Below are 19,063 nucleotides of genomic sequence, written 5' to 3'. Positions count from 1 at the left end.
AATCCTGCAGCTGTTAATTAGCAAACAATTTTTTTCAGCTATGGATAGCGGGGCCGGCGCGAATGCCGCGAACCTGGGCCAGCCAGATGCCCGTCTGATGCTGCGCGGGGGAAAAATCGGAAGCTCGCCCGGTCCGGCGAATGATGGTGGGTTGCCGTTCCTGGTGCGTCAGCAACGCGCTCAGCGTATCCAGCAGCACCAGAGAATGCGAGGGCAAGTCGTCGACCTGCTGCGCATGTAGCTGCTGCGGCGCGGTAAGCGCAAAAGAGAGGTGACGTATTACCGTGCGGATGGCATGCTGATGCCAGTAGTCCACGCCAAAAGAAGAGCGACGCTGCGCTTCTTTCAGCGCCACTAAATCGGTAAGGCTGAGCGATACGCTGTTCTGGCGGCTAACGCTGGAAGCTGAATTCGGCAACGGCGCCAGATCCTGCGACTCATTCAGGCTGGCCGGCAAGCCAAGGCTCGCCGCGACCATCCCCAATAAGAGATGCGGCCAGAAATAACGTCTGCCAAATTGTCGCCAACGATTTAGAATACCGATCACTAGTTTAACGTCCGTCGGAGCCTGATTTATGCGTGATAGCCGCCCACAATCACTGGAATCCCTGTTTGATAGCGCATCGGGTGCGGGTACCGGCCCACTGCGTGATGTGCAGCAGCGCGCTATCGCTTTATTAAAACTCAACCGGGCGGTGCGCGGATTACTTCCCGCACAGCTGCATCCCTGGTGCCGCGTTGCCAACTATCGGCATGGACTGCTGGTGCTGGAAACCGCCAACGCTAACTGGTTGATGCGGTTACGTTATGAACAGCCGGCCCTGCTTTCTGCACTGCGCGCCCAAATATTACCATCATTGGCCTCGATCGACATCAGGATTAATCCCGCGCTCGCCGCAAAAGGGCATGAAATAGTGAAAAAAAGCGCTATCGGCGCGCCCGACGAGAAGGAAGAGGCAAAACCGTTTCGTCAGTTGAGCGAACAAAGTGCGGAAATATTGCGGGGTTTGGCCGGTCAAAGCCCGGAGAAGCTGCGCCGGATATTAGAACGACTGGCTTCACTGGCCGGAGAGGGTACCAGTAAAACCAGTCGTAATAAGAAATAACGACTTTATGCGTTAAGCCAATACGGTCGACGGCGCCTTGAATGCCAGCGGCATTTCAGCGTCATCTTCGAAGGTGACGTATTCCCACGCTTCCTGCTTCGCCAACACAGCCTGCAACAGTTTATTATTCAAGGCATGTCCTGACTTGAAAGCGGTAAATGCGCCGATGATGTTGTGACCGCACATAAAAAGGTCGCCGATGGCGTCCAGCATTTTATGGCGCACGAACTCATCTTCAAAACGCAGTCCGTCTTCGTTCAGCACGCGGTAATCATCCACCACTATAGCACAATCGAAACTGCCGCCCAGGCACAACCCACGAGACTGCAGATATTCGATATCACGCATAAAACCGAAAGTACGCGCGCGGCTTATCTGACGCACGAAAGCGTCGGCAGAAAAGTCCAGACGATAACGCTGGGATCCTGCATCAATCGCCGGGTGGTTGAAGTCGATGGTGAAGTCCAGGCTAAAACCGTTGAACGGCGTCAGCTCGGCCCATTTATCGCCGTCTTCAACCCGCACAGGCTGCTTGATACGCACGAATTTCTTGGCGCTGTTCAGCTCTTCAATCCCCGCATCCAGCAGCAGGTAGACGAAAGGACTGGCGCTGCCGTCCATAATTGGAATTTCCGGTGCATCAACTTCAATGACAATATTGTCAATCCCCAACCCCGCCAGCGCGGCGTTAAGGTGCTCCACCGTGGAAATACGCACGTCATGCTCATTAACCAGGCAAGTACAGAGCATGGTATCACGCACGGATTTTGCATCAGCCGGAAAATCAACCGGTGGATTCAAGTCGGTGCGACGATAGATGACCCCGGTATTTGCCGGTGCAGGCCGCATGGTCAGGGTGACTTTCTTGCCGGTATGCAAACCGACCCCTGTCGCCTGAACAATACGTTTTAGTGTACGTTGTTTGATCATCATTTTATCTCGCATGTTACTGAACCTACCGACCTAGTTTATACCAGGATCGGCGGGACAGTTTAGCACAAAGAGCGGAGATTCCAACGTCATAGGGCGGTATTAATCCGCCTGCTTACGCAGAAACGCCGGGATATCCAGATAATCCGGCTCTTTATTGGCCTGCTGATTCTGGTCGTTGACCACTTTAGCCGCCGGTTTTTCCTGGGTCAGCGGCGTCATGCCGTGCTGCTGATAGCGATGATCCATCACAGGCTGGCTGGACTGCTTATTGGTCACCAGGGTAATTTCCGGCCGCTTGTCCATGCCGATGCCCGTCGCCACCACGGTGACGCGCAGTTCGTCATTCATTTCCGGATCGAGCGAGGTGCCGATAACCACCGTCGCGTTGTCGGAAGCAAAAGCGCGAATGGTGTTACCCACGGTTTCGAACTCATCCAGACGCAGATCGAAGCCCGCGGTGATGTTAACCAGCACGCCGCGCGCGCCGGACAGGTCGATATCTTCCAGCAGCGGGCTGGAGATGGCCATTTCCGCCGCCTCTTCCGCACGATCTTCGCCGCGCGCCACGCCCGAGCCCATCATGGCGTAACCCATCTCGGACATCACGGTGCGTACGTCGGCAAAGTCGACGTTCATCAGACCGGGACGGGTAATCAGTTCGGCGATACCCTGAACCGCGCCTTTCAACACGTCGTTCGCGGCGCCGAACGCATCCAGCAGGGAGATGCCGCGCCCCAGAACCTTCAGCAGCTTATCGTTCGGAATGGTGATCAGCGAGTCGACGTGCTTGGAGAGCTCGGCGATACCCTGCTCGGCGAATGCCATACGCTTTTTGCCTTCGAAGTTGAACGGCTTGGTCACCACGGCAACCGTCAGGATACCCAGATCCTTCGCCACTTCGGCAACCACCGGCGCCGCGCCCGTACCCGTGCCGCCGCCCATGCCCGCGGCGATAAACACCATATCGGCGCCTTCAAGCGCCGTGCGCAGCGCTTCGCGGTCCTCTTCCGCCGAATTACGCCCGACTTCCGGGTTGGCGCCGGCGCCCAGACCTTTGGTGATGCCGCTGCCGATCTGGATCGTCTGGCCTACCGCCGTCTTACGCAATGCCTGAGCATCGGTATTGACCGCGAAGAACTCAACGCCTTCGATGCGCTCGCGCACCATATGCTCGACGGCGTTGCCGCCGCCTCCGCCGACGCCGATGACTTTAATCACCGCGTCGTTGGTTAATTCCATTGGTTCAAACATAGTTTCTCTCCGTTTTGTGCCTGTAACTACGAGATCATAAACTGTGCCAGGTGATCTCTTTGATAAAATTAAAATTCTTTCCTCAGCCAACTATTGATTCTTTTGAACCAGTTGCTCACCGAGGCACGTTTTTCGACCTCATGCTCACCGCCAAGGTGAGACTCTTTGCCGTAATGCAGCAACCCGACCGCCGTTGAGTAGTAAGGTTCCTGTGCATAATCCGTCAGACCTGTAATATTTAGCGGCTGGCCGATGCGCACCTGGGTGTGGAACACCCGCTGCGCACAGGCCGCCAGGCCGTCTATTTGCGCCGCACCACCGGTAAGCACGATACCTGCCGCCAGATGGTGTTTAACGCCCTGTTGACGTAACTGCTCCTGCAACTGTAAAAGTTCGTCGTTCACCAGATTCAATAGTTCGGTGTAACGCGGTTCAATCACTTCCGCCAGCGTCTGCCGTTGCAGGCTGCGCGGCGGGCGGCCCCCGACGCTGGGGACCTCGACGTTTTCATCTTTGCCGACGATGGCGCCCAATGCGCAGCCGTGGCGCACCTTGATCGCTTCGGCATCCGTCGGCGGCGTGCCGAACGCGTAGGCGATATCGCTGGTCACCACGTTGCCCGCGTAAGGGATAACCTTGGTATGGCGCAGGGCGCCGCCGGTATAGACCGCGATATCCATCGTGCCGCCGCCGATATCCACCACGCAAACGCCCAGTTCGCGCTCGTCTTCCGTCAAAACGGCGTAGCTGGAGGCCAGACCGGCGAAAATCAGCTGATCCACCTTCAGACCGCAGCGTTCAACGGCTTTGACAATATTCTTCGCCATATCGTTATGGCAGGTAATCAGGTGGACCTTGGCCTGCATGCGCACGCCGGATAATCCCACCGGATTCTTGATCCCTTCCTGATAATCAATGGCGTACTCCTGCGGGATCACATGCAGAATGCGATGCTCGTCGCGCACGCGTACCGATTTGGCGGTATGCACCACGCTTTCCACGTCGTCCTGCGTCACCTCTTCTTCCGAAATAGGCACCATCCCTATTTCATTCTGGCAACTGATGTGCTTTCCCGACAGCGCCAGATAGACGGAGGATATCTGGCAGTCCGCCATCAGCTCGGCCTGGTCGATCGCGCGCTGCACGCATTTGACCACCGATTCGAGATCGTTAACGCCGCCTTTATCCATACCGCGCGACGGGCAGCTGCCCACGCCGATAATATTGACCATGCCATCGGGCAGAACCTCCCCTACCAGTGCGGCCACCTTCGCCGTACCGATTTCCAGCCCAACTACCAGTTTTCTGTCCGTCGACTTGATCATTGTTGTTTAGCCTGTGCCTGATTCTGATTACTGTTCTGTTGCCGCTCAATCTCTTGCTGCTGCTCAGCGCCTTGCTGTTCAAACAAGGCCGGCGCCCAGCCTACCGCCGCGCCGCTGTCATAGCGCAGATCCACATAGCCGACGCGTTTGTTCTCGCTCTGCGCCTGACGCTGCAACAGCGGATAAAGCTCGATAAAACGCGCCAGCCGCTTGGCCCGATCGTCCCGTCCCAGTTCGATACGGGTATCATCATCCAACCCCAGCTGCCATGAGTGACGCGCGCTCATCGCCACCGTTTTCAAGCTGAATTTTCCAGCCGCCAGCACCTGATTCATGGTCCGGTAACCCTCCAGAACATCGGTTTCACTCCCGTCCGGGCCGTACAATAACGGCATCTTGCGGTTGCCGACCCGCTCGGCCGGTACGCTGAAAGCATTCCCCGCGCCGTCGACCATTAGCAGATCATTCCAACGCGCCACCGGAACATATTCAACCAGATGAATCTTTAATTCGTCCGGCCACTGCTTGCGCACGCTGGCCTGTTTGATCCACGGCAAACGTTCAATCTGCTGCTGGATGACGTTCACATCCTGCGTCATAAAGGTTCCCGGCGACCCCAGCGACAAAATCGCCTGACGGATATCGTCGTTGGTGGTGTACTGCCTTTCGCCCGTCACCACCATTCTGGACAACGGCAGGCGGCTGGCGTCCTTCATCCAGCCGACGACCATCCATCCTCCCCAGACGATCGTCCCCACCACCAGCAGCAGGAAAATCATCCCCGCCAGTTGGCCTCCGTTGCTGCGACGGGTCCCTTTCGCTTCGGGTTCCCGTGCGCGCGTATTCAGCGCTGCCTGCGACATATCAGCCGGCCAGCTCCAGAACCCTGGCAACCAGCTGTGAGAAACTCAACCCCTGTTGCCTTGCCGCCATCGGCACCAGACTGTGGCTGGTCATCCCCGGAGAGGTGTTGACCTCCAGCAGATAAAAAGCCCCGTCGCCGTCCATCATCAGATCCACCCTGCCCCAGCCGCCGCAATCCAGCGCGCGGTAGGCCGCCAGCGACAGCGCGGCCAGTTCCCGCTCTTTTTCCGCCGACAGACCGCTTGGGCAAAAGTACTGCGTATCATCCGACAGATACTTCGCTTCATAGTCGTAAAAGGTGCCCGCGGCCTGGATGCGAATCGACGGCAGCACCTCGTCGCCAAGGATGGCGACCGTGTACTCCGGGCCGCTGAGCCATTTTTCCACCAGCACCTCGTCGTCATGACGAAACGCCTCTTCCAGCGCGGCCGGCAGTGCCGCGATCCGATCCACCTTGCTCATGCCCACGCTGGAGCCTTCGCGGCTTGGCTTCACTATCAGCGGCGTGCCCAAATGGGCGAGTTTTTCCAGCAGCTCATCCTCCGCAAGCGCGGCGAACTGCTGGCGATGAAACGCAACATAGGGCGACACCGGCAATCCCAGCGCCTGCCACACCAGTTTGGTGCGCAGTTTGTCCATCGTCAGCGCGGACGCCATCACCCCGCTGCCGGTATAGGGCAACTGTAAAAACTCCAGCAGTCCCTGCAAAGTACCGTCTTCGCCGCCGCGGCCGTGCAAGGCGATAAAGACTTTGGTGAACCCCTCATCCTTGAGCCGCGTTACCGGAAACTCGCGCGTATCCACGGCATGGGCATTGATGCCCGCTTCTTTCAGGCCCGCCAGCACCGCCTGACCCGAAAGCAGCGACACTTCACGTTCGGCAGAGGTGCCGCCAAGCAATACGGCAACTTTCTCAGTCATGATGTTCCTCACTCGCTTATCTGGGGCTGTAGCCGGGAATCAGCCAGTTTCCGCGCCAGCTTGCCGATATTGCCGGCGCCCTGAACCAAAACCAGATCTCCGCCGCGTAGCGCCTGCGACAGCAGTTCCGGCAAGGTATCCACATCGGCCACCAAAATCGGATCAATCTTACCGCGCCCGCGGATGGTGCGGCACAGAGAGCGGCTATCCGCGCCGGGGATCGGCGACTCGCCCGCCGAATACACCTCCAGCATCAGTAAAACGTCCACCTGCGACAGCACATGCGTAAAGTCATCGTACAGGTCGCGGGTGCGCGTATAGCGATGCGGCTGAAAAACCATCACCAGACGCCGGTCCGGCCAGCCCGCGCGCGCCGCCTTGATGGTTGCGTCGACTTCGGTCGGATGGTGGCCGTAATCATCCACCAGCATGGCGCTGCCGCGTTGTCCGTTTACCAGCTCCAGCGGGTATTCACCCAGAAAATCAAACCGTCTGCCGGTGCCTTCAAAGCGCTCCAGCGCGCGTAGGATCGCCTCGTCGTCAATACCCTCGTCCATCGCCACCGCCACCGCGGCGGCGGCGTTCAGCGCATTGTGACGCCCCGGCGCGTTCAGCGTCACCTGCAGCAGCGGCTTATCCTGGCGCGCCAGGGTAAAGTGCCCCTGCGCGCCGGTCTGCTGATAGTCGGCGACGCGCACGTCGGCGTCGTCGCTAAAGCCGTAGGTGGTGATATGGCGCCCGACCCGCGGCAGCAGTTCGCGGATCACCGCGTCGTCCACACACATCACCGCCCGGCCGTAAAACGGCAGATTGTGCAAGAAGCTGATAAAGGTCTGCTTCAGGTTTTCAAAATCGCCATGATAGGTATCCATGTGATCGGCTTCGATATTGGTCACGATCGCCACCATCGGCTGCAGATGCAGGAACGAGGCGTCGCTTTCGTCCGCTTCCGCGATCAGGTAACGGCTGGAACCCAGACGCGCGTGGGTGCCCGCCGCCTTCACCAATCCGCCGTTGACAAACGTCGGGTCCAGCCCCGCTTCGGCGTAGATGCTGGCGACCATCGCCGTGGTGGTGGTTTTACCGTGAGTTCCCGCCACCGCGATACCGTGACGGAAACGCATCAGCTCGGCCAGCATTTCCGCCCGGCGGATCACCGGAATACGCGCCTCGTGCGCCGCCACAATCTCCGGGTTATCGGCGGAAATGGCGCTGGAGACCACCACCACGCTGGCGTTCAGCACGTTTTCCGCCCGATGGTGAAAATAGATCTGCGCTCCCAGTTCGCTCAACTGCCGGGTAACGGCGTTCGGCGCCAGATCGGACCCGCTTATCTGATACCCTTCATTAGCCAACACTTCGGCGATACCGCCCATGCCGGCACCGCCGATGCCGACAAAGTGGATGTGCCGGACGCGATGCATCTCGGGCACGATTGAACGCAGTTTCGCCAGTTGTTGAGTATTCACTTTTTTCTATCGCTACCTTATTTAATCCCCCGAACGGCAGCGCCGCCCGGCGATAATGTATTAATTAATCAGCTATGAACCGCGCGGCCCGCTACGGCGCTCACCGCCTTCGCCACGCGCTCCGTGGCGTCGGGAACGGCCACCGCTCGGGCCTTTTCCGCCATCGCCAGCAGCGTGGCGCGATCCCAGTTCGCCAGGACTTCACTTACCGACGCCGCGTTAAACTTCGGCTGCTCGATAATCTTTGCCGCCCCCGCTCTTTCCAGCGACAGGGCGTTCCAATACTGCTGCCGGTCCTTATGCTGGAAAGGGACAAACAGCGCCGGCAAACCGGCGGCGGCGATTTCACTGACCGTCAGCGCGCCGGAACGGCAGACCACCACGTCGGCCCAGGCGTAGGCTTGCGCCATATCATCAATAAATTCAGCGATCTTGTGCTGCGTCCGCCCGACCTGCCGATAGGCCTGCTCAACGTCCGCCAGCGCGCCTTTGCCGACCTGATGCCAGATTGTCACGCCGTCGCCCAAGGTCGCGGCGACGCCCGGCAGCGTCTGATTGAGGACTCGCGCCCCCTGGCTGCCGCCCAGCACCAGCACCCGAACCGGGCCGCTGCGGCCGGCAAGCCGAACCGCGGGGGCAGGCAATGCCAGCACGTCCGCCCTCACAGGGTTGCCGACCACCTCGGCTTTCACAAAGGCGCCCGGAAAAGCCTGTAATACTTTTTTGGCGATATGCGACAGCCAGCGGTTGGTCAGCCCGGCAATCCCGTTTTGCTCATGCAGCACCACCGGTACGCCGCACAGCCACGCGGCCAGCCCGCCGGGGCCGGAAACATAGCCGCCCATCCCCAGCACCACGTCCGGCCGGTAACGGCGCAATATCGCCCGCGCCTGCCGCACCGCCTGGAATATACGCAGCGGCGCGGCCAACTGGGCGCGCAGCCCCTTGCCGCGCAGCCCGGAGATACGGATAAAATCGATCTCGATATCGTGCTGCGGCACTAAATCCGCTTCCATGCGATCCGCGGTGCCTAACCAGCGCACCTGCCAGCCCTGCGCCATCAGATGATGCGCCACGGCAAGACCGGGAAACACATGTCCTCCCGTTCCGCCCGCCATCACCATCAAACGCTTGCCTTCGCCACTCATCGGGCACTCCTCGTAAACGCCTGCGCTTTAGTCAGGCGCGTTTCAAAATCAATACGCAACAGCATAACGATGGCCGTCGACATGATGATCAGACTGGAACCACCGTAGCTGATTAACGGCAACGTCAACCCCTTGGTCGGCAACATCCCCGACGCGGCCCCGACGTTGACCAGCGTCTGAAAGCTGAACCAGACGCCGATCGAGCAGGCGAGAAAACCGGAAAAACGCTGGTTGATCTCCAGCGCACGCCGCCCGATGGACATCGCGCGAAAAGCGACGAAGAATATCATTAACAGCGCCAAAACCACACCGATATAGCCGAGTTCTTCACCTAAAATGGAGAAAATAAAGTCGGTGTGCGCCTCCGGCAGATATTCCAGTTTCTGCACCGAATTTCCCAGCCCCTGCCCCCATAGTTCCCCCCGGCCGAACGCCATCAGGGATTGGGTGAGCTGATAACCGCTGCCGAACGGATCCTCCCACGGATTCCAGAACGAAGTGACGCGCCGCATACGGTAGGGTTCGGCGATAATCAGCAGGCAAACGGCAAAAATGCCGCAGCCGATAATGGCCAGAAACTGCCATAGCTTCGCCCCCGCCAGAAACAGCATCGCCAGGGTGGTGATAAACAGCACCACCACCGTTCCGAGGTCCGGCTGCGCCAGCAACAGCACCGCCAGCACCACCATCACCCCCATCGGTTTGCAAAAGCCCCAGAAGTTATTCCTCACTTCTTCCACTTTGCGCACCATATAGCTGGACAGATAGCAGAACAGCGTCAGCTTGGATAACTCCGCCGGCTGAATGCGCAACGGCCCCAGCGATATCCAGCGCGACGCGCCGTTAACCGAGCTGCCGACCGCCAGCACCACCAGCAGCAGCAGCATGGAGGCCAACAGCAGGACCGGGCTGTAACGCTGCCAAATTTCCATGGGAACGCGCAACGTCACCAGAGACAGCGCCAAAGCCAACCCCAGATACAGCGCATCGCGCTTGGCGAACAGAAAGGGGTCGCTGGCCAGACGCTGCCCGATCGGCATCGAGGCGGAGGTCACCATCACAAAACCGATCACCGCCAGCCCGAACGTCAGCCATACCAGCGTGCGATCATACAGAACCAGACTCTGCGTATCGCTTTCCCGCGTCCCCATGACCCAGTTTTTTATACGTTCGACAACCGCCAGTCCGGAGAAGCGCATCAGCCCAGTTCCTCCGCCAGACGGGCGAACTCGTCGCCCCGTTGTTCAAAACTGCGGAACTGATCGAGGCTGGCGCAGGCCGGCGACAGTAATACCATGTCACCGGGCGCGACGCGTCCCGCGATCAGCCGCATGGATTGCTCCATGGTTTCCGTCCGTTCGGCGATATCCGGACGCAGCGCCGCCAACTGTTCGCCGTCGCGGCCAAAACAGTAAAGCCGGATGTCGTCGCCCTGAAAATAGCGTAGCAAGGGCGAGAAATCGGCGGATTTGCCGTCCCCGCCCAAAAGCAGATGAAGAGTGCCATCCACCGTCAGGCCGCTTAACGCCGCTTCGGTGCTGCCGACGTTGGTGGCCTTGGAATCATTGATCCAGCGCACGCCGTTGCGCTCCCAGACCAGTTGGAAACGATGCGCCAGGCCGGTAAAGGCGGTCAGGGCCGTCAAGGCCGACGAACGCGGAATACCCACGGCGTCAGCCAATGCCAGGGCGGCCAGCGCATTGGTGTAGTTGTGCTGCCCCACCAGTTTAATCTCGCGGGTGTTCAACACCCGCTCGCCTTTAATCCGCAGCCAGGTTTCCCCTTGCTGCCGATTCAGGTGGTAATCGCCGACGTCGACGCCGAAGCTCACGCAGCGCTCATCCGCGCCGCGAATCGGCATGGTCAGCGCGTCATCGGCGTTAACCACGCACACGCCGGCGTTTTCGTAAATGCGCAACTTGGCGGCGCGATACTGCTGCAAGCCAAACGGATAGCGGTTGGTGTGGTCTTCGGTCACGTTCAGAATGGTCGCCGCCGCCGCGTGCAGACTGCTGGTGGTCTCCAGTTGGAAACTCGACAGTTCCAGCACATAGAGCTGGCATTCATGTTCAAGCAGGCGCAGCGCGGGCAGACCGATATTGCCGCCCACGCCCACCTGCCACCCGGCGGCCCGCGCCATGTCGCCCACCAGCGTGGTCACCGTGCTTTTGCCGTTGGAGCCGGTAATCGCCACGATGGGCGCCTGCGCTTCACGGCAAAACAGCTCGATATCGCCGACGATCTCAATGCCCGCCTCAGCGGCATCGCTCAGTATCGGCGTCGCCAGGGCGATGCCCGGGCTGGCGACGATGAGATCCGCGTCCATCAGCCAGGTTTCGTTGAGATCGCCGAGATGGCGCTCGACGTTTTCCGGCAGCTTATCCAACCCCGGCGGACTGATACGGGTATCCACCACGCGCGGCACCACGCCGCGCGCGAGGAAGAAATCAACACAGGAGAGGCCGGTCAGCCCCAGCCCGATAATGACCACTTTTTTACCCTGATAGTCCGCCATATTTTACCGTACCTTCAGCGTTGCCAGGCCAATCAGCACCAGCATCAGCGAAATAATCCAGAAACGCACGATCACCCGCGGTTCCGGCCATCCTTTAAGTTCATAGTGGTGATGAATCGGCGCCATGCGGAAAATACGCTGGCCGCGCAGCTTAAAGGATCCAACCTGTAAAATGACCGACAGCGTCTCCACCACGAATACGCCGCCCATAATTACCAGCAAAAACTCCTGACGCAGCAGCACCGCGATGGTGCCCAGCGCGCCGCCCAGCGCCAGCGAACCCACATCCCCCATAAACACCTGGGCCGGATAGGTGTTAAACCATAAAAATCCCAGTCCGGCCCCGACAATCGCCGTACAGACGACCACCAGTTCGCTGGCATGGCGGATATAGGGAATATGCAGATAACCGGCAAAATTCATATTCCCCGTCGCCCAGGCGACCAGGGCGAATCCGGCGGCGACGAATACCGTCGGCATAATCGCTAGTCCGTCCAGACCGTCGGTCAGGTTCACCGCGTTGCTGGTCCCGACAATCACAAAGTACGCCAGCACTACGTAGAGCAGCCCCAGTTGCGGCATGATGTCTTTAAAAAACGGCACCACCAGTTGGGTGGCCGGCGTGTCTTTACCAATCGCATACATGACGAAGGCCACCACCAGCGCAATCAGCGACTGCCAGAAATATTTCCAGCGCGCGATCAGCCCCTTGGTGTCTTTACGCACCACCTTGCGGTAATCGTCAATAAAGCCGACCACGCCATAGCCCAGCAGCACCGCCAGCACGCACCAGACATAGGGGTTGGACAGGTTGACCCACATCAGCACCGAAATAGTGATCGACGCCAGAATCATCACGCCCCCCATCGTCGGCGTTCCCCGCTTGCTGAAATGCGACTCCGGACCTTCACTGCGAACCACCTGCCCGATCTGCAAACGTTGCAGCCAGGCAATCAAATGCGGCCCCATCCACAGGGAAATCACCAACGCGGTCAGCAGGCTGACGATGGCGCGAAACGTCAAATAGGAAAAGACGTTGAAGCCGGAATAAAACTTGACCAGATGCTCGGCCAGCCACACTAACATGTTGCATTCTCCTGTAATGCGCGTACTACCTGCTCCATCGCGGTGCTCCGTGACCCCTTAACCAATATGCTTATTGTCTTATGTTCGGCTATCAGCGCGCCCAGACGCGAAACCAGCGCGCCCTTATCCTGAAAATGTTCGCCATCGCCGCCGGCGCGGCCGATCAATTCGCTTAACGTTCCCACGCTCAAGACTTTATCGATGCCCGCGGCGCGGACGGCCTGGCCGACCTGACGGTGACACTCCCTCGCCTCGTCGCCCAGTTCCCCCATGTCGCCGACCACCATCACGCGGTATCCCGGCATTTCAGCAAGAACCTGCGCCGCCGCGGTCATCGAGCCGACATTGGCGTTGTAGCTGTCGTCCAGCAGCAATTTTCCCGGCGCCAGCACAATCGGAAATAGCCTGCCCGGCACCGCCTGAAGCTGCGCCAAACCGGCTTTCACCGCCGCCAGCGTGGCGCCGACGGACATGGCCAGCGCGGCGGCGGCCAGCGCGTTGGCCACGTTGTGGCGCCCCGGCAGGGGCAGTGTCACATCAATTACCCCGAACGGCGTATGCAGGCTGAACTGCGTACCCTGCGCCAGCACCTTGATATCGCTGGCAAAAAAATCGACATCCTCGGCGGCCTGCGGTGAAAAACGCCATACGGTTTTATGACTCAGCGTCACCTGCCAGTGCGGGAAGTCGTTGCTGTCCGCATTGATAATCGCCACGCCGTCGGCCGGCAGGCCGGCAAAAATCTCGCCTTTCGCCTGCGCCACCCCCGCCAGCGAGCCGAAGCCCTCCAGATGCGCGGCGGCGAGGTTATTGACCAGCGCGCTTTCCGGACGCACCAGATCGGTGGTGTAAGCAATCTCGCCGATATGGTTGGCCCCCAGTTCAATCACCGCGAACTGATGCTCCGGCGTCAGACGCAGCAGCGTCAGCGGCACGCCGATATCGTTATTAAAGTTGCCGGCGGTATACAACACGTTGCCGCACTGACGCAGAATGGCGGCGGTCATCTCCTTGACCGAGGTCTTGCCGGAAGAACCGGTTAACGCCACCACGCGGGCATCGGACTGCTGCCTTACCCAACCGGCCAGCTTGCCCAGCGCCAGACGGGTATCTTCCACCAGCAGCTGCGGCGCATTAACTGGTAAGCGCTTACTTACCAGCAGGGCCGCCGCGCCGTTTTTCAATGCATCCGCGGCATAGTCGTGCCCATCGAATTTCTCGCCGCGCAGCGCGACAAACAGGCAGCCGGCCTGCAGCTTACGCGTATCCGTGGCGACATCGTCGATTTCGACGCTGCCGCCGATCGGTTGGGCGCCCAGAATCGACGCTATCTGCTGCAAGGAAACGCGCATCATGCGATAACCCCCAACAGGCGGGCGACGGTAATGCGGTCCGAATAATCCAACCGCTGATTGCCGACCAGTTGGTAATCCTCATGGCCTTTACCGGCCACCAGCACCACGTCGTTCTCTTTCGCCTGCATAATGGCGCTGGTGACGGCCTCGGCGCGGCCGGAAATGACCTGGGCGCGTCCGGCATCCAGCAACCCGGTTAAAATATCCCTGACGATGGCGCGCGGCTCTTCGCTGCGCGGGTTATCGTCGGTCACCACCACTCTGTCGGCCAGCTGTTCCGCGATGCCCCCCATAAGCGGGCGCTTACCTTTATCGCGATCGCCGCCGCAGCCGAAGACGCACCACAGTTGCCCCGCGCAGTGCAGCCGCGCCGCTTCCAGCGCTTTTTCCAGCGCGTCCGGGGTGTGGGCGTAATCCACCACCACCGTCGGTTTGCCCGGGGCGCTGAACACCTCCATCCTGCCGCACACTGGTTGCAGATGCGCGCCGGCGCTAATCAGCCGATCCAGCGAATAGCCCAGGGAAAGCAGCGTCGCCAGCGCCAGCAAGGTATTGCTGACGTTAAAGGCCCCCATCAGGCGGCTGGCGATTTCGCCATTGCCCCAGCTAGAGTCGAAGCGAATGGTGGCGCCGCGGTCGTGATAATCGACGCCGGTGGCCTTCAGCCAGCGGCCGCGGCAGCCCGGAACCAGATTGTTTTCCATGGTAACGGCGACGGCGTCCGGCAGTTTGTCGAGCCAGCGGCGGCCGACGTCGTCATCCGCATTAATGATCGTCTGCCCCACCCGGTGGTCGGCGAACAGCGACCATTTCGCGGCCTCATAGCGTTCCATGTCGCCGTGGTAATCCAGGTGGTCGCGGCTCAGATTGGTGAATACCGCCGCGGCGAACGGCAGTGCGGAGACGCGGTGTTGCACCAGACCGTGGGAAGAGACCTCCATTGCCGCAAACGTCGCGCCCTGATCGACCAGTTGCCTCAGCACCTGCTGTACCTCCACCGCCGATCCTGTGGTGTTGCCGGTCGGCGCGACGTGCCCCAGCAGGCCGTTTCCCACCGTACCCATCACCGCGCTGGTTTCGCCCAACGCCTGGCTCCACTGCGCCAGCAGCTGCGCCGTGGTGGTTTTACCATTGGTTCCGGTCACGCCGACCAACTGCAATTTTTCCGCCGGCTGCCGATAGAAATGTCCCGCCAGAGCGGAAAGACGCTGATGCAGATTGCTCAGGTAAACCACGGGAATGCCGTGCATTTCACGCACGTCCCCATCTGCGGCTTTGCCCTCGGCTTCGGCGATAATCGCGGCGACGCCTTGCGCAATGGCCTGCGGGATATAGCGCCGTCCGTCCGTTTGGTGGCCGACAATCGCCACAAACAGATCCCCGGCAGCCGCAACGCGGCTGTCTAATGTCATTTCCCGCAGCGCACAGGCCGGGGCGTCCTGCACCCACGGCGCTAATAACTCGCGCAAATTACGATCTGCCACCTGGACCCTCTTCTCGGTTAATTACAAACTCGTTTTTATCGCCGATGGGCAAAGCGTCTGGCTCTATGTTCATCGTCCGTAATACCCCCCCCATGATGGCGCCGAATATCGGTGCTGAAACCGCACCGCCGTAATATTTCCCGGCCTGCGGATCGTTGATGACCACGACCAGCGCAAAGCGCGGGTTACTGGCGGGCGCGACGCCCGCCGTATAGGCGATATATTTGTTGATGTATTTGCCGTCCGGACCGACTTTTTTCGCCGTGCCGGTTTTAATCGCGATCCGGTAGCCTTTAATCGCCGCCTTGGTGCCGCCGCCGCCGGGCAGCGCCACGCTTTCCATCATATGCACCACGGTGCGCACCAGCGCTTCCGGGAACACACGTTCGCCGGCGACCGGCGGATCGACTTTGGTAATCGACAGCGGGCGATAAACGCCAAAGCTGCCGATCGTGGCGTAGACTCGCGCTAACTGTAACGGCGTTACCATCAGCCCGTAGCCAAAAGAGAAGGTGGCCCTCTCTATGTCAGACCACCGTTGTTTTTGAGGATATAAGCCACTGCTTTCTCCGACCAACCCCAAATTGGTCGCCTTTCCCAACCCCATGCGCGAGTATGTATCCACTAACGCCGAGGAAGGCATCGCCAACGCCAGCTTGGAAACGCCGACGTTACTCGATTTTTGCAGGACCCCGGTCAGGGTCAATTCGTTGTAGCGCGCCACGTCTTTGATTTCGTGACCGTTAACGTAATAAGGCAGGGTATTGAGCACGCTGTTCTCTTTTATCACCCCGCGCTGCAACGCCGTCATCACCACCATCGGCTTCACGGTGGAGCCGGGTTCGAAAATATCGGTAATGGCGCGGTTGCGCATAATATCTTTGGCGGTGCCGGCCAGATTATTGGGGTTGTAAGACGGGCTGTTGGCCATCGCCAGCACTTCGCCGGTGCCGACATCGACCAGCACCGCGGTGCCCGACTCGGCTTTGTTAAACGCCACCGCATTGCTCAGTTCGCGATAGACCAGCGCCTGCAAACGCTCATCGATGCTCAGCGCCAGATTATGCGCCGCCTGACTGTCAACGGAGGAGATATCTTCGATCACCCGGCCAAAGCGATCTTTACGCACGGTGCGTTCGCCCGGCTGGCCGGTCAGCCAGCGGTCAAAGCTTTTTTCAACCCCTTCAATGCCTTGTCCGTCAATATTGGTAAAGCCGATCAGATGGGCCGTGACCTGGCCGGAAGGATAATAGCGGCGGGACTCCTGACGCAGGTTAATGCCGGGCAGCTTCAGTTTATGGATATATTCGCCGATGGCCGGGTTGACCTGACGCGCCAGATAGACAAAGCGCCCTTTCGGGTTGGCGTTAATCTTCGCCGCCAGCTGATCGAGCGGGACTTCGAGCGCGTCCGAGAGCGCTTTCCAGCGCGTATCCAGCGTGATGCCGCCCTGTTCGTTCACCTGTTGCGGATCGGCCCACACCGCATTAACCGGTACGCTTACCGCCAACGGACGACCGGCGCGATCGCTGATCATGCCGCGCGCCGTCGGCACCTCCTGCACGCGCAGCGAACGCATATCCCCTTCACGCACCAGTTTGTCGGGGTTAATCACCTGAAGATAGGCCGCCCGCGCCATCAGACCGATCATCGCCAGCAGAATACAGCTACAGAGCAACGCAAAACGCCAGCTGACAAAGCTGGCTTGATCTTCCTGGCGTTTTAACTTTCCTGTACGGGCTGCTTTCATGCTGTATTGGATACCTGTTTAGTTCATTGCTTAACCACAATATTTTCCTGTGACGGATCGACATGCCCCATTTGCAGTTTCTCCGTCGCGATCCGCTCAACGCGGCTATGATCCCCTAACGAATTCTCTTCCAGAATCAGGTTGCGCCACTCAATATCCAGCGCGTCACGCTCCAGCAATAGCCGCTCGCGCTCCGCGGTCAACAAACGCGTTTTGTGCGCCGTCGTCACCACCAGCACCGCGGAAACCAGCACCGCCGCCATCAGCAACAGCGGGATCTTGCCGTTACGCAGCAGATCCTCGCCGATGACGCCGACCAGGCCGTGACGCTCATGGCCGATCATGCCGGCAGCCTCTCGGCAAAGCGCAGCACCGAACTGCGGGCGCGGGGATTGGCGGCGACCTCTTCAGCCGACGGCATCATCTTTCCCACCGGCTTCAGGGTTTGTCCGCCCTGGCTGCGCAATTGCTCTTCCGTCAACGGCATACCTGCCGGCACCTGCGGACCACGGCTCTGATGGCGGATAAAGCGTTTGACTATTCTGTCTTCCAGCGAGTGAAAGCTGATGACCGACAGGCGACCGTGCGGAGCCAGCACGCTCAACGCGCCGTCCAGCGCCCGTTCAATCTCTTCCAGCTCGCTGTTGATATAAATGCGAATGGCCTGGAAACTGCGCGTCGCCGGGTGTTTATGCTTTTCGCGAATCGGACTGGCGGCGGCAATCAGCTCGGCCAGCTCTTTGGTGCGCGTCAGCGGTTCGATGCGGTTACGCTCGACGATGGCGCGGGCGATACGTTTGGCGAAACGCTCTTCACCGAAGGTTTTCAGCACCCAGGCAATATCTTCCGCTTCCGCTTTCAGCAGCCACTCGGCGGCGGAAAGGCCGCGAGTCGGATCCATGCGCATATCCAGCGGACCGTCGCGCATAAAGGAGAAACCGCGTTCGGGATCGTCGAGCTGCGGCGAGGATACGCCCAGATCCAGCAATACGCCGTCGATATGACCGGTAAGGCCGCGCTCGGCCATATAGTCGGCCAGCGCGGAAAACGGGCCGTGAATAATGGAAAACCGGGGATCGTCTATCGCGCCGGCGGCTTCAATGGCCAGCGGATCGCGATCGATCGCCAGCAGGCGTCCTTCCGGTCCCAATTGGGAAAGAATGAGGCGAGAGTGGCCGCCACGGCCAAAAGTGCCGTCTATATAGGTTCCGTCGCTGCGAATATTCAGGCCGTTAACGGCCTCGTCCAACAGCACGGTGGTGTGTTTATAATTTTCCGGCATGACTATAGCGATAAGTCCTGCAACCGCTCAGACAACGGTTCCTGAGTCGATTGTTCTGCGTCGATATCTTCCCTGATCTGTTGATACCAAGTCTGTTCATCCCACAGTTCAAACTTGTTGAACTGCCCGACCAGCATCACTTCTTTTGTAAGGCCTGCGTGCTGCCGCAACGTACCGGCGATCAATAACCGTCCGGCGTTATCCATCTGACACTCGCTGGCATGACCCAGCAACAGGCGCTGAACGCGGCGCTCTGCGGGGTTCATGCTCGACAGGCGCGACAGCTTCTGTTCAATGATTTCCCATTCAGGCAAGGGATAAAGCAGCAGGCATGGCTGATGAAGATCAATGGTGCAAACCATTTGACCTTGCGATTCCTCGTTCAGCGTTTCCCGATAACGGGTAGGTACGGCAAGCCGCCCCTTGCTGTCGAGATTAACCAGCGTAGCCCCACGAAACATGCCTGAGTTACCCCTCCATAACTTTTTTTACCACTTTATCCCACAAATCCCCACGATGAAGAGTGTACGGAGGGTATTAAAACCTTGTCAAGCCAGAGCTGGCGTGCTTTGGA

At 59.5% G+C, this 19,063-nt stretch carries 18 protein-coding genes; 1 reads left to right on the top strand and 17 read right to left on the bottom strand.

The features are described from left to right. Positions 1 to 34: 34 nt before the first annotated feature. A complete protein-coding gene (secM, locus tag EH206_RS03570; RefSeq protein WP_009111451.1) occupies positions 35 to 547 on the bottom strand; it encodes a secA translation cis-regulator SecM in 513 nt (170 codons plus the stop codon). Between the two features lie 28 nt (positions 548 to 575). On the opposite strand from secM, the gene EH206_RS03565 reads away from it, so the two are divergent. Then, positions 576 to 1,106 carry a DUF721 domain-containing protein gene (locus tag EH206_RS03565; protein ID WP_009111450.1) on the top strand — a complete coding sequence of 177 codons (531 nt, stop codon included), beginning with the start codon at positions 576 to 578 and terminating at the stop codon, positions 1,104 to 1,106. 12 nt (positions 1,107 to 1,118) lie between these two features. Here the strand turns inward: EH206_RS03565 and lpxC are convergent, their stop codons facing one another. From lpxC to mraZ, 16 genes are all read right to left on the bottom strand, one after another. Then, complete coding sequence (gene lpxC / locus EH206_RS03560; protein ID WP_040343643.1) at positions 1,119 to 2,036, bottom strand: UDP-3-O-acyl-N-acetylglucosamine deacetylase; 918 nt, start codon at positions 2,034 to 2,036, stop codon at positions 1,119 to 1,121. A gap of 102 nt (positions 2,037 to 2,138) precedes the next feature. Beyond that, positions 2,139 to 3,290: a cell division protein FtsZ gene (gene ftsZ, locus EH206_RS03555; RefSeq protein ID WP_009111448.1), complete on the bottom strand. Its 1,152-nt coding sequence runs from the start codon at positions 3,288 to 3,290 to the stop codon at positions 2,139 to 2,141. 68 nt (positions 3,291 to 3,358) lie between these two features. Then, entirely contained in the window at positions 3,359 to 4,615 is a 1,257-nt protein-coding gene (gene ftsA / locus EH206_RS03550; protein WP_009111447.1) for a cell division protein FtsA, read from the bottom strand. After that, entirely contained in the window at positions 4,612 to 5,478 is an 867-nt protein-coding gene (gene ftsQ, locus EH206_RS03545) for a cell division protein FtsQ (protein ID WP_009111446.1), read from the bottom strand. The genes ftsA and ftsQ overlap by 4 nt, the downstream gene beginning before the upstream one ends. Before the next feature lies 1 nt (position 5,479). Then, the gene (locus tag EH206_RS03540; RefSeq protein WP_009111445.1) at positions 5,480 to 6,400 is read right to left on the bottom strand and encodes a D-alanine--D-alanine ligase; all 921 of its coding nucleotides are present in this window, start codon (positions 6,398 to 6,400) and stop codon (positions 5,480 to 5,482) included. An 8-nt stretch (positions 6,401 to 6,408) separates the two neighbouring features. Beyond that, positions 6,409 to 7,869 (bottom strand): UDP-N-acetylmuramate--L-alanine ligase, encoded by a 1,461-nt coding sequence (gene murC, locus EH206_RS03535; protein ID WP_009111444.1) that lies wholly within the window; start codon positions 7,867 to 7,869, stop codon positions 6,409 to 6,411. Positions 7,870 to 7,937: 68 nt separating this feature from the next. Continuing rightward, complete coding sequence (murG, locus tag EH206_RS03530; RefSeq protein ID WP_009111443.1) at positions 7,938 to 9,017, bottom strand: undecaprenyldiphospho-muramoylpentapeptide beta-N-acetylglucosaminyltransferase; 1,080 nt, start codon at positions 9,015 to 9,017, stop codon at positions 7,938 to 7,940. After that, entirely contained in the window at positions 9,014 to 10,216 is a 1,203-nt protein-coding gene (gene ftsW, locus EH206_RS03525) for a cell division protein FtsW (RefSeq protein ID WP_009111442.1), read from the bottom strand. The genes murG and ftsW overlap by 4 nt, the downstream gene beginning before the upstream one ends. Then, positions 10,216 to 11,532, bottom strand: a complete 1,317-nt coding sequence (murD, locus tag EH206_RS03520; protein WP_009111441.1) for a UDP-N-acetylmuramoyl-L-alanine--D-glutamate ligase — start codon at positions 11,530 to 11,532, stop codon at positions 10,216 to 10,218. The genes ftsW and murD overlap by 1 nt, the downstream gene beginning before the upstream one ends. A gap of 3 nt (positions 11,533 to 11,535) precedes the next feature. Then, positions 11,536 to 12,618 (bottom strand): phospho-N-acetylmuramoyl-pentapeptide-transferase, encoded by a 1,083-nt coding sequence (gene mraY, locus EH206_RS03515; protein ID WP_009111440.1) that lies wholly within the window; start codon positions 12,616 to 12,618, stop codon positions 11,536 to 11,538. Beyond that, on the bottom strand, positions 12,612 to 13,973 hold the full coding sequence (gene murF / locus EH206_RS03510) for a UDP-N-acetylmuramoyl-tripeptide--D-alanyl-D-alanine ligase (protein WP_009111439.1): 1,362 nt from the start codon (positions 13,971 to 13,973) through the stop codon (positions 12,612 to 12,614). Before murF ends, mraY begins: the two co-directional genes overlap by 7 nt. Then, positions 13,970 to 15,457, bottom strand: a complete 1,488-nt coding sequence (murE, locus tag EH206_RS03505) for a UDP-N-acetylmuramoyl-L-alanyl-D-glutamate--2,6-diaminopimelate ligase (protein WP_009111438.1) — start codon at positions 15,455 to 15,457, stop codon at positions 13,970 to 13,972. Before murE ends, murF begins: the two co-directional genes overlap by 4 nt. Next, positions 15,444 to 17,207, bottom strand: coding sequence for a peptidoglycan glycosyltransferase FtsI (locus EH206_RS03500; RefSeq protein ID WP_009111437.1), 1,764 nt, complete (start codon positions 17,205 to 17,207; stop codon positions 15,444 to 15,446). Before EH206_RS03500 ends, murE begins: the two co-directional genes overlap by 14 nt. A 23-nt stretch (positions 17,208 to 17,230) precedes the next feature. Beyond that, on the bottom strand, positions 17,231 to 17,551 hold the full coding sequence (gene ftsL, locus EH206_RS03495) for a cell division protein FtsL (protein ID WP_009111436.1): 321 nt from the start codon (positions 17,549 to 17,551) through the stop codon (positions 17,231 to 17,233). Then, on the bottom strand, positions 17,548 to 18,489 hold the full coding sequence (rsmH, locus tag EH206_RS03490) for a 16S rRNA (cytosine(1402)-N(4))-methyltransferase RsmH (RefSeq protein WP_009111435.1): 942 nt from the start codon (positions 18,487 to 18,489) through the stop codon (positions 17,548 to 17,550). The genes ftsL and rsmH overlap by 4 nt, the downstream gene beginning before the upstream one ends. Before the next feature lie 2 nt (positions 18,490 to 18,491). Next, the gene (mraZ, locus tag EH206_RS03485) at positions 18,492 to 18,950 is read right to left on the bottom strand and encodes a division/cell wall cluster transcriptional repressor MraZ (RefSeq protein WP_009111434.1); all 459 of its coding nucleotides are present in this window, start codon (positions 18,948 to 18,950) and stop codon (positions 18,492 to 18,494) included. Positions 18,951 to 19,063 lie beyond the last annotated feature (113 nt).

It is taken from the genome of Brenneria nigrifluens DSM 30175 = ATCC 13028, from assembly GCF_005484965.1.
Taxonomy (GTDB): Bacteria; Pseudomonadota; Gammaproteobacteria; order Enterobacterales; family Enterobacteriaceae; genus Brenneria; species Brenneria nigrifluens.
This window is presented reverse-complemented; position numbering and strand designations above follow the sequence as displayed.

Coding starts and splice junctions, on each gene's coding strand:
- EH206_RS03565 (WP_009111450.1), top strand. CDS start 576: ATGCGTGATAGCCGCCCACAATCACTGGAATCCCTGTTTGATAGCGCA.
- lpxC (WP_040343643.1), bottom strand. CDS start 2,036: ATGATCAAACAACGTACACTAAAACGTATTGTTCAGGCGACAGGGGTC.
- ftsZ (WP_009111448.1), bottom strand. CDS start 3,290: ATGTTTGAACCAATGGAATTAACCAACGACGCGGTGATTAAAGTCATC.
- ftsA (WP_009111447.1), bottom strand. CDS start 4,615: ATGATCAAGTCGACGGACAGAAAACTGGTAGTTGGGCTGGAAATCGGT.
- ftsQ (WP_009111446.1), bottom strand. CDS start 5,478: ATGTCGCAGGCAGCGCTGAATACGCGCGCACGGGAACCCGAAGCGAAA.
- EH206_RS03540 (WP_009111445.1), bottom strand. CDS start 6,400: ATGACTGAGAAAGTTGCCGTATTGCTTGGCGGCACCTCTGCCGAACGT.
- murG (WP_009111443.1), bottom strand. CDS start 9,017: ATGAGTGGCGAAGGCAAGCGTTTGATGGTGATGGCGGGCGGAACGGGA.
- ftsW (WP_009111442.1), bottom strand. CDS start 10,216: ATGCGCTTCTCCGGACTGGCGGTTGTCGAACGTATAAAAAACTGGGTC.
- murD (WP_009111441.1), bottom strand. CDS start 11,532: ATGGCGGACTATCAGGGTAAAAAAGTGGTCATTATCGGGCTGGGGCTG.
- mraY (WP_009111440.1), bottom strand. CDS start 12,618: ATGTTAGTGTGGCTGGCCGAGCATCTGGTCAAGTTTTATTCCGGCTTC.
- murF (WP_009111439.1), bottom strand. CDS start 13,973: ATGATGCGCGTTTCCTTGCAGCAGATAGCGTCGATTCTGGGCGCCCAA.
- EH206_RS03500 (WP_009111437.1), bottom strand. CDS start 17,207: ATGAAAGCAGCCCGTACAGGAAAGTTAAAACGCCAGGAAGATCAAGCC.
- ftsL (WP_009111436.1), bottom strand. CDS start 17,551: ATGATCGGCCATGAGCGTCACGGCCTGGTCGGCGTCATCGGCGAGGAT.
- rsmH (WP_009111435.1), bottom strand. CDS start 18,489: ATGCCGGAAAATTATAAACACACCACCGTGCTGTTGGACGAGGCCGTT.
- mraZ (WP_009111434.1), bottom strand. CDS start 18,950: ATGTTTCGTGGGGCTACGCTGGTTAATCTCGACAGCAAGGGGCGGCTT.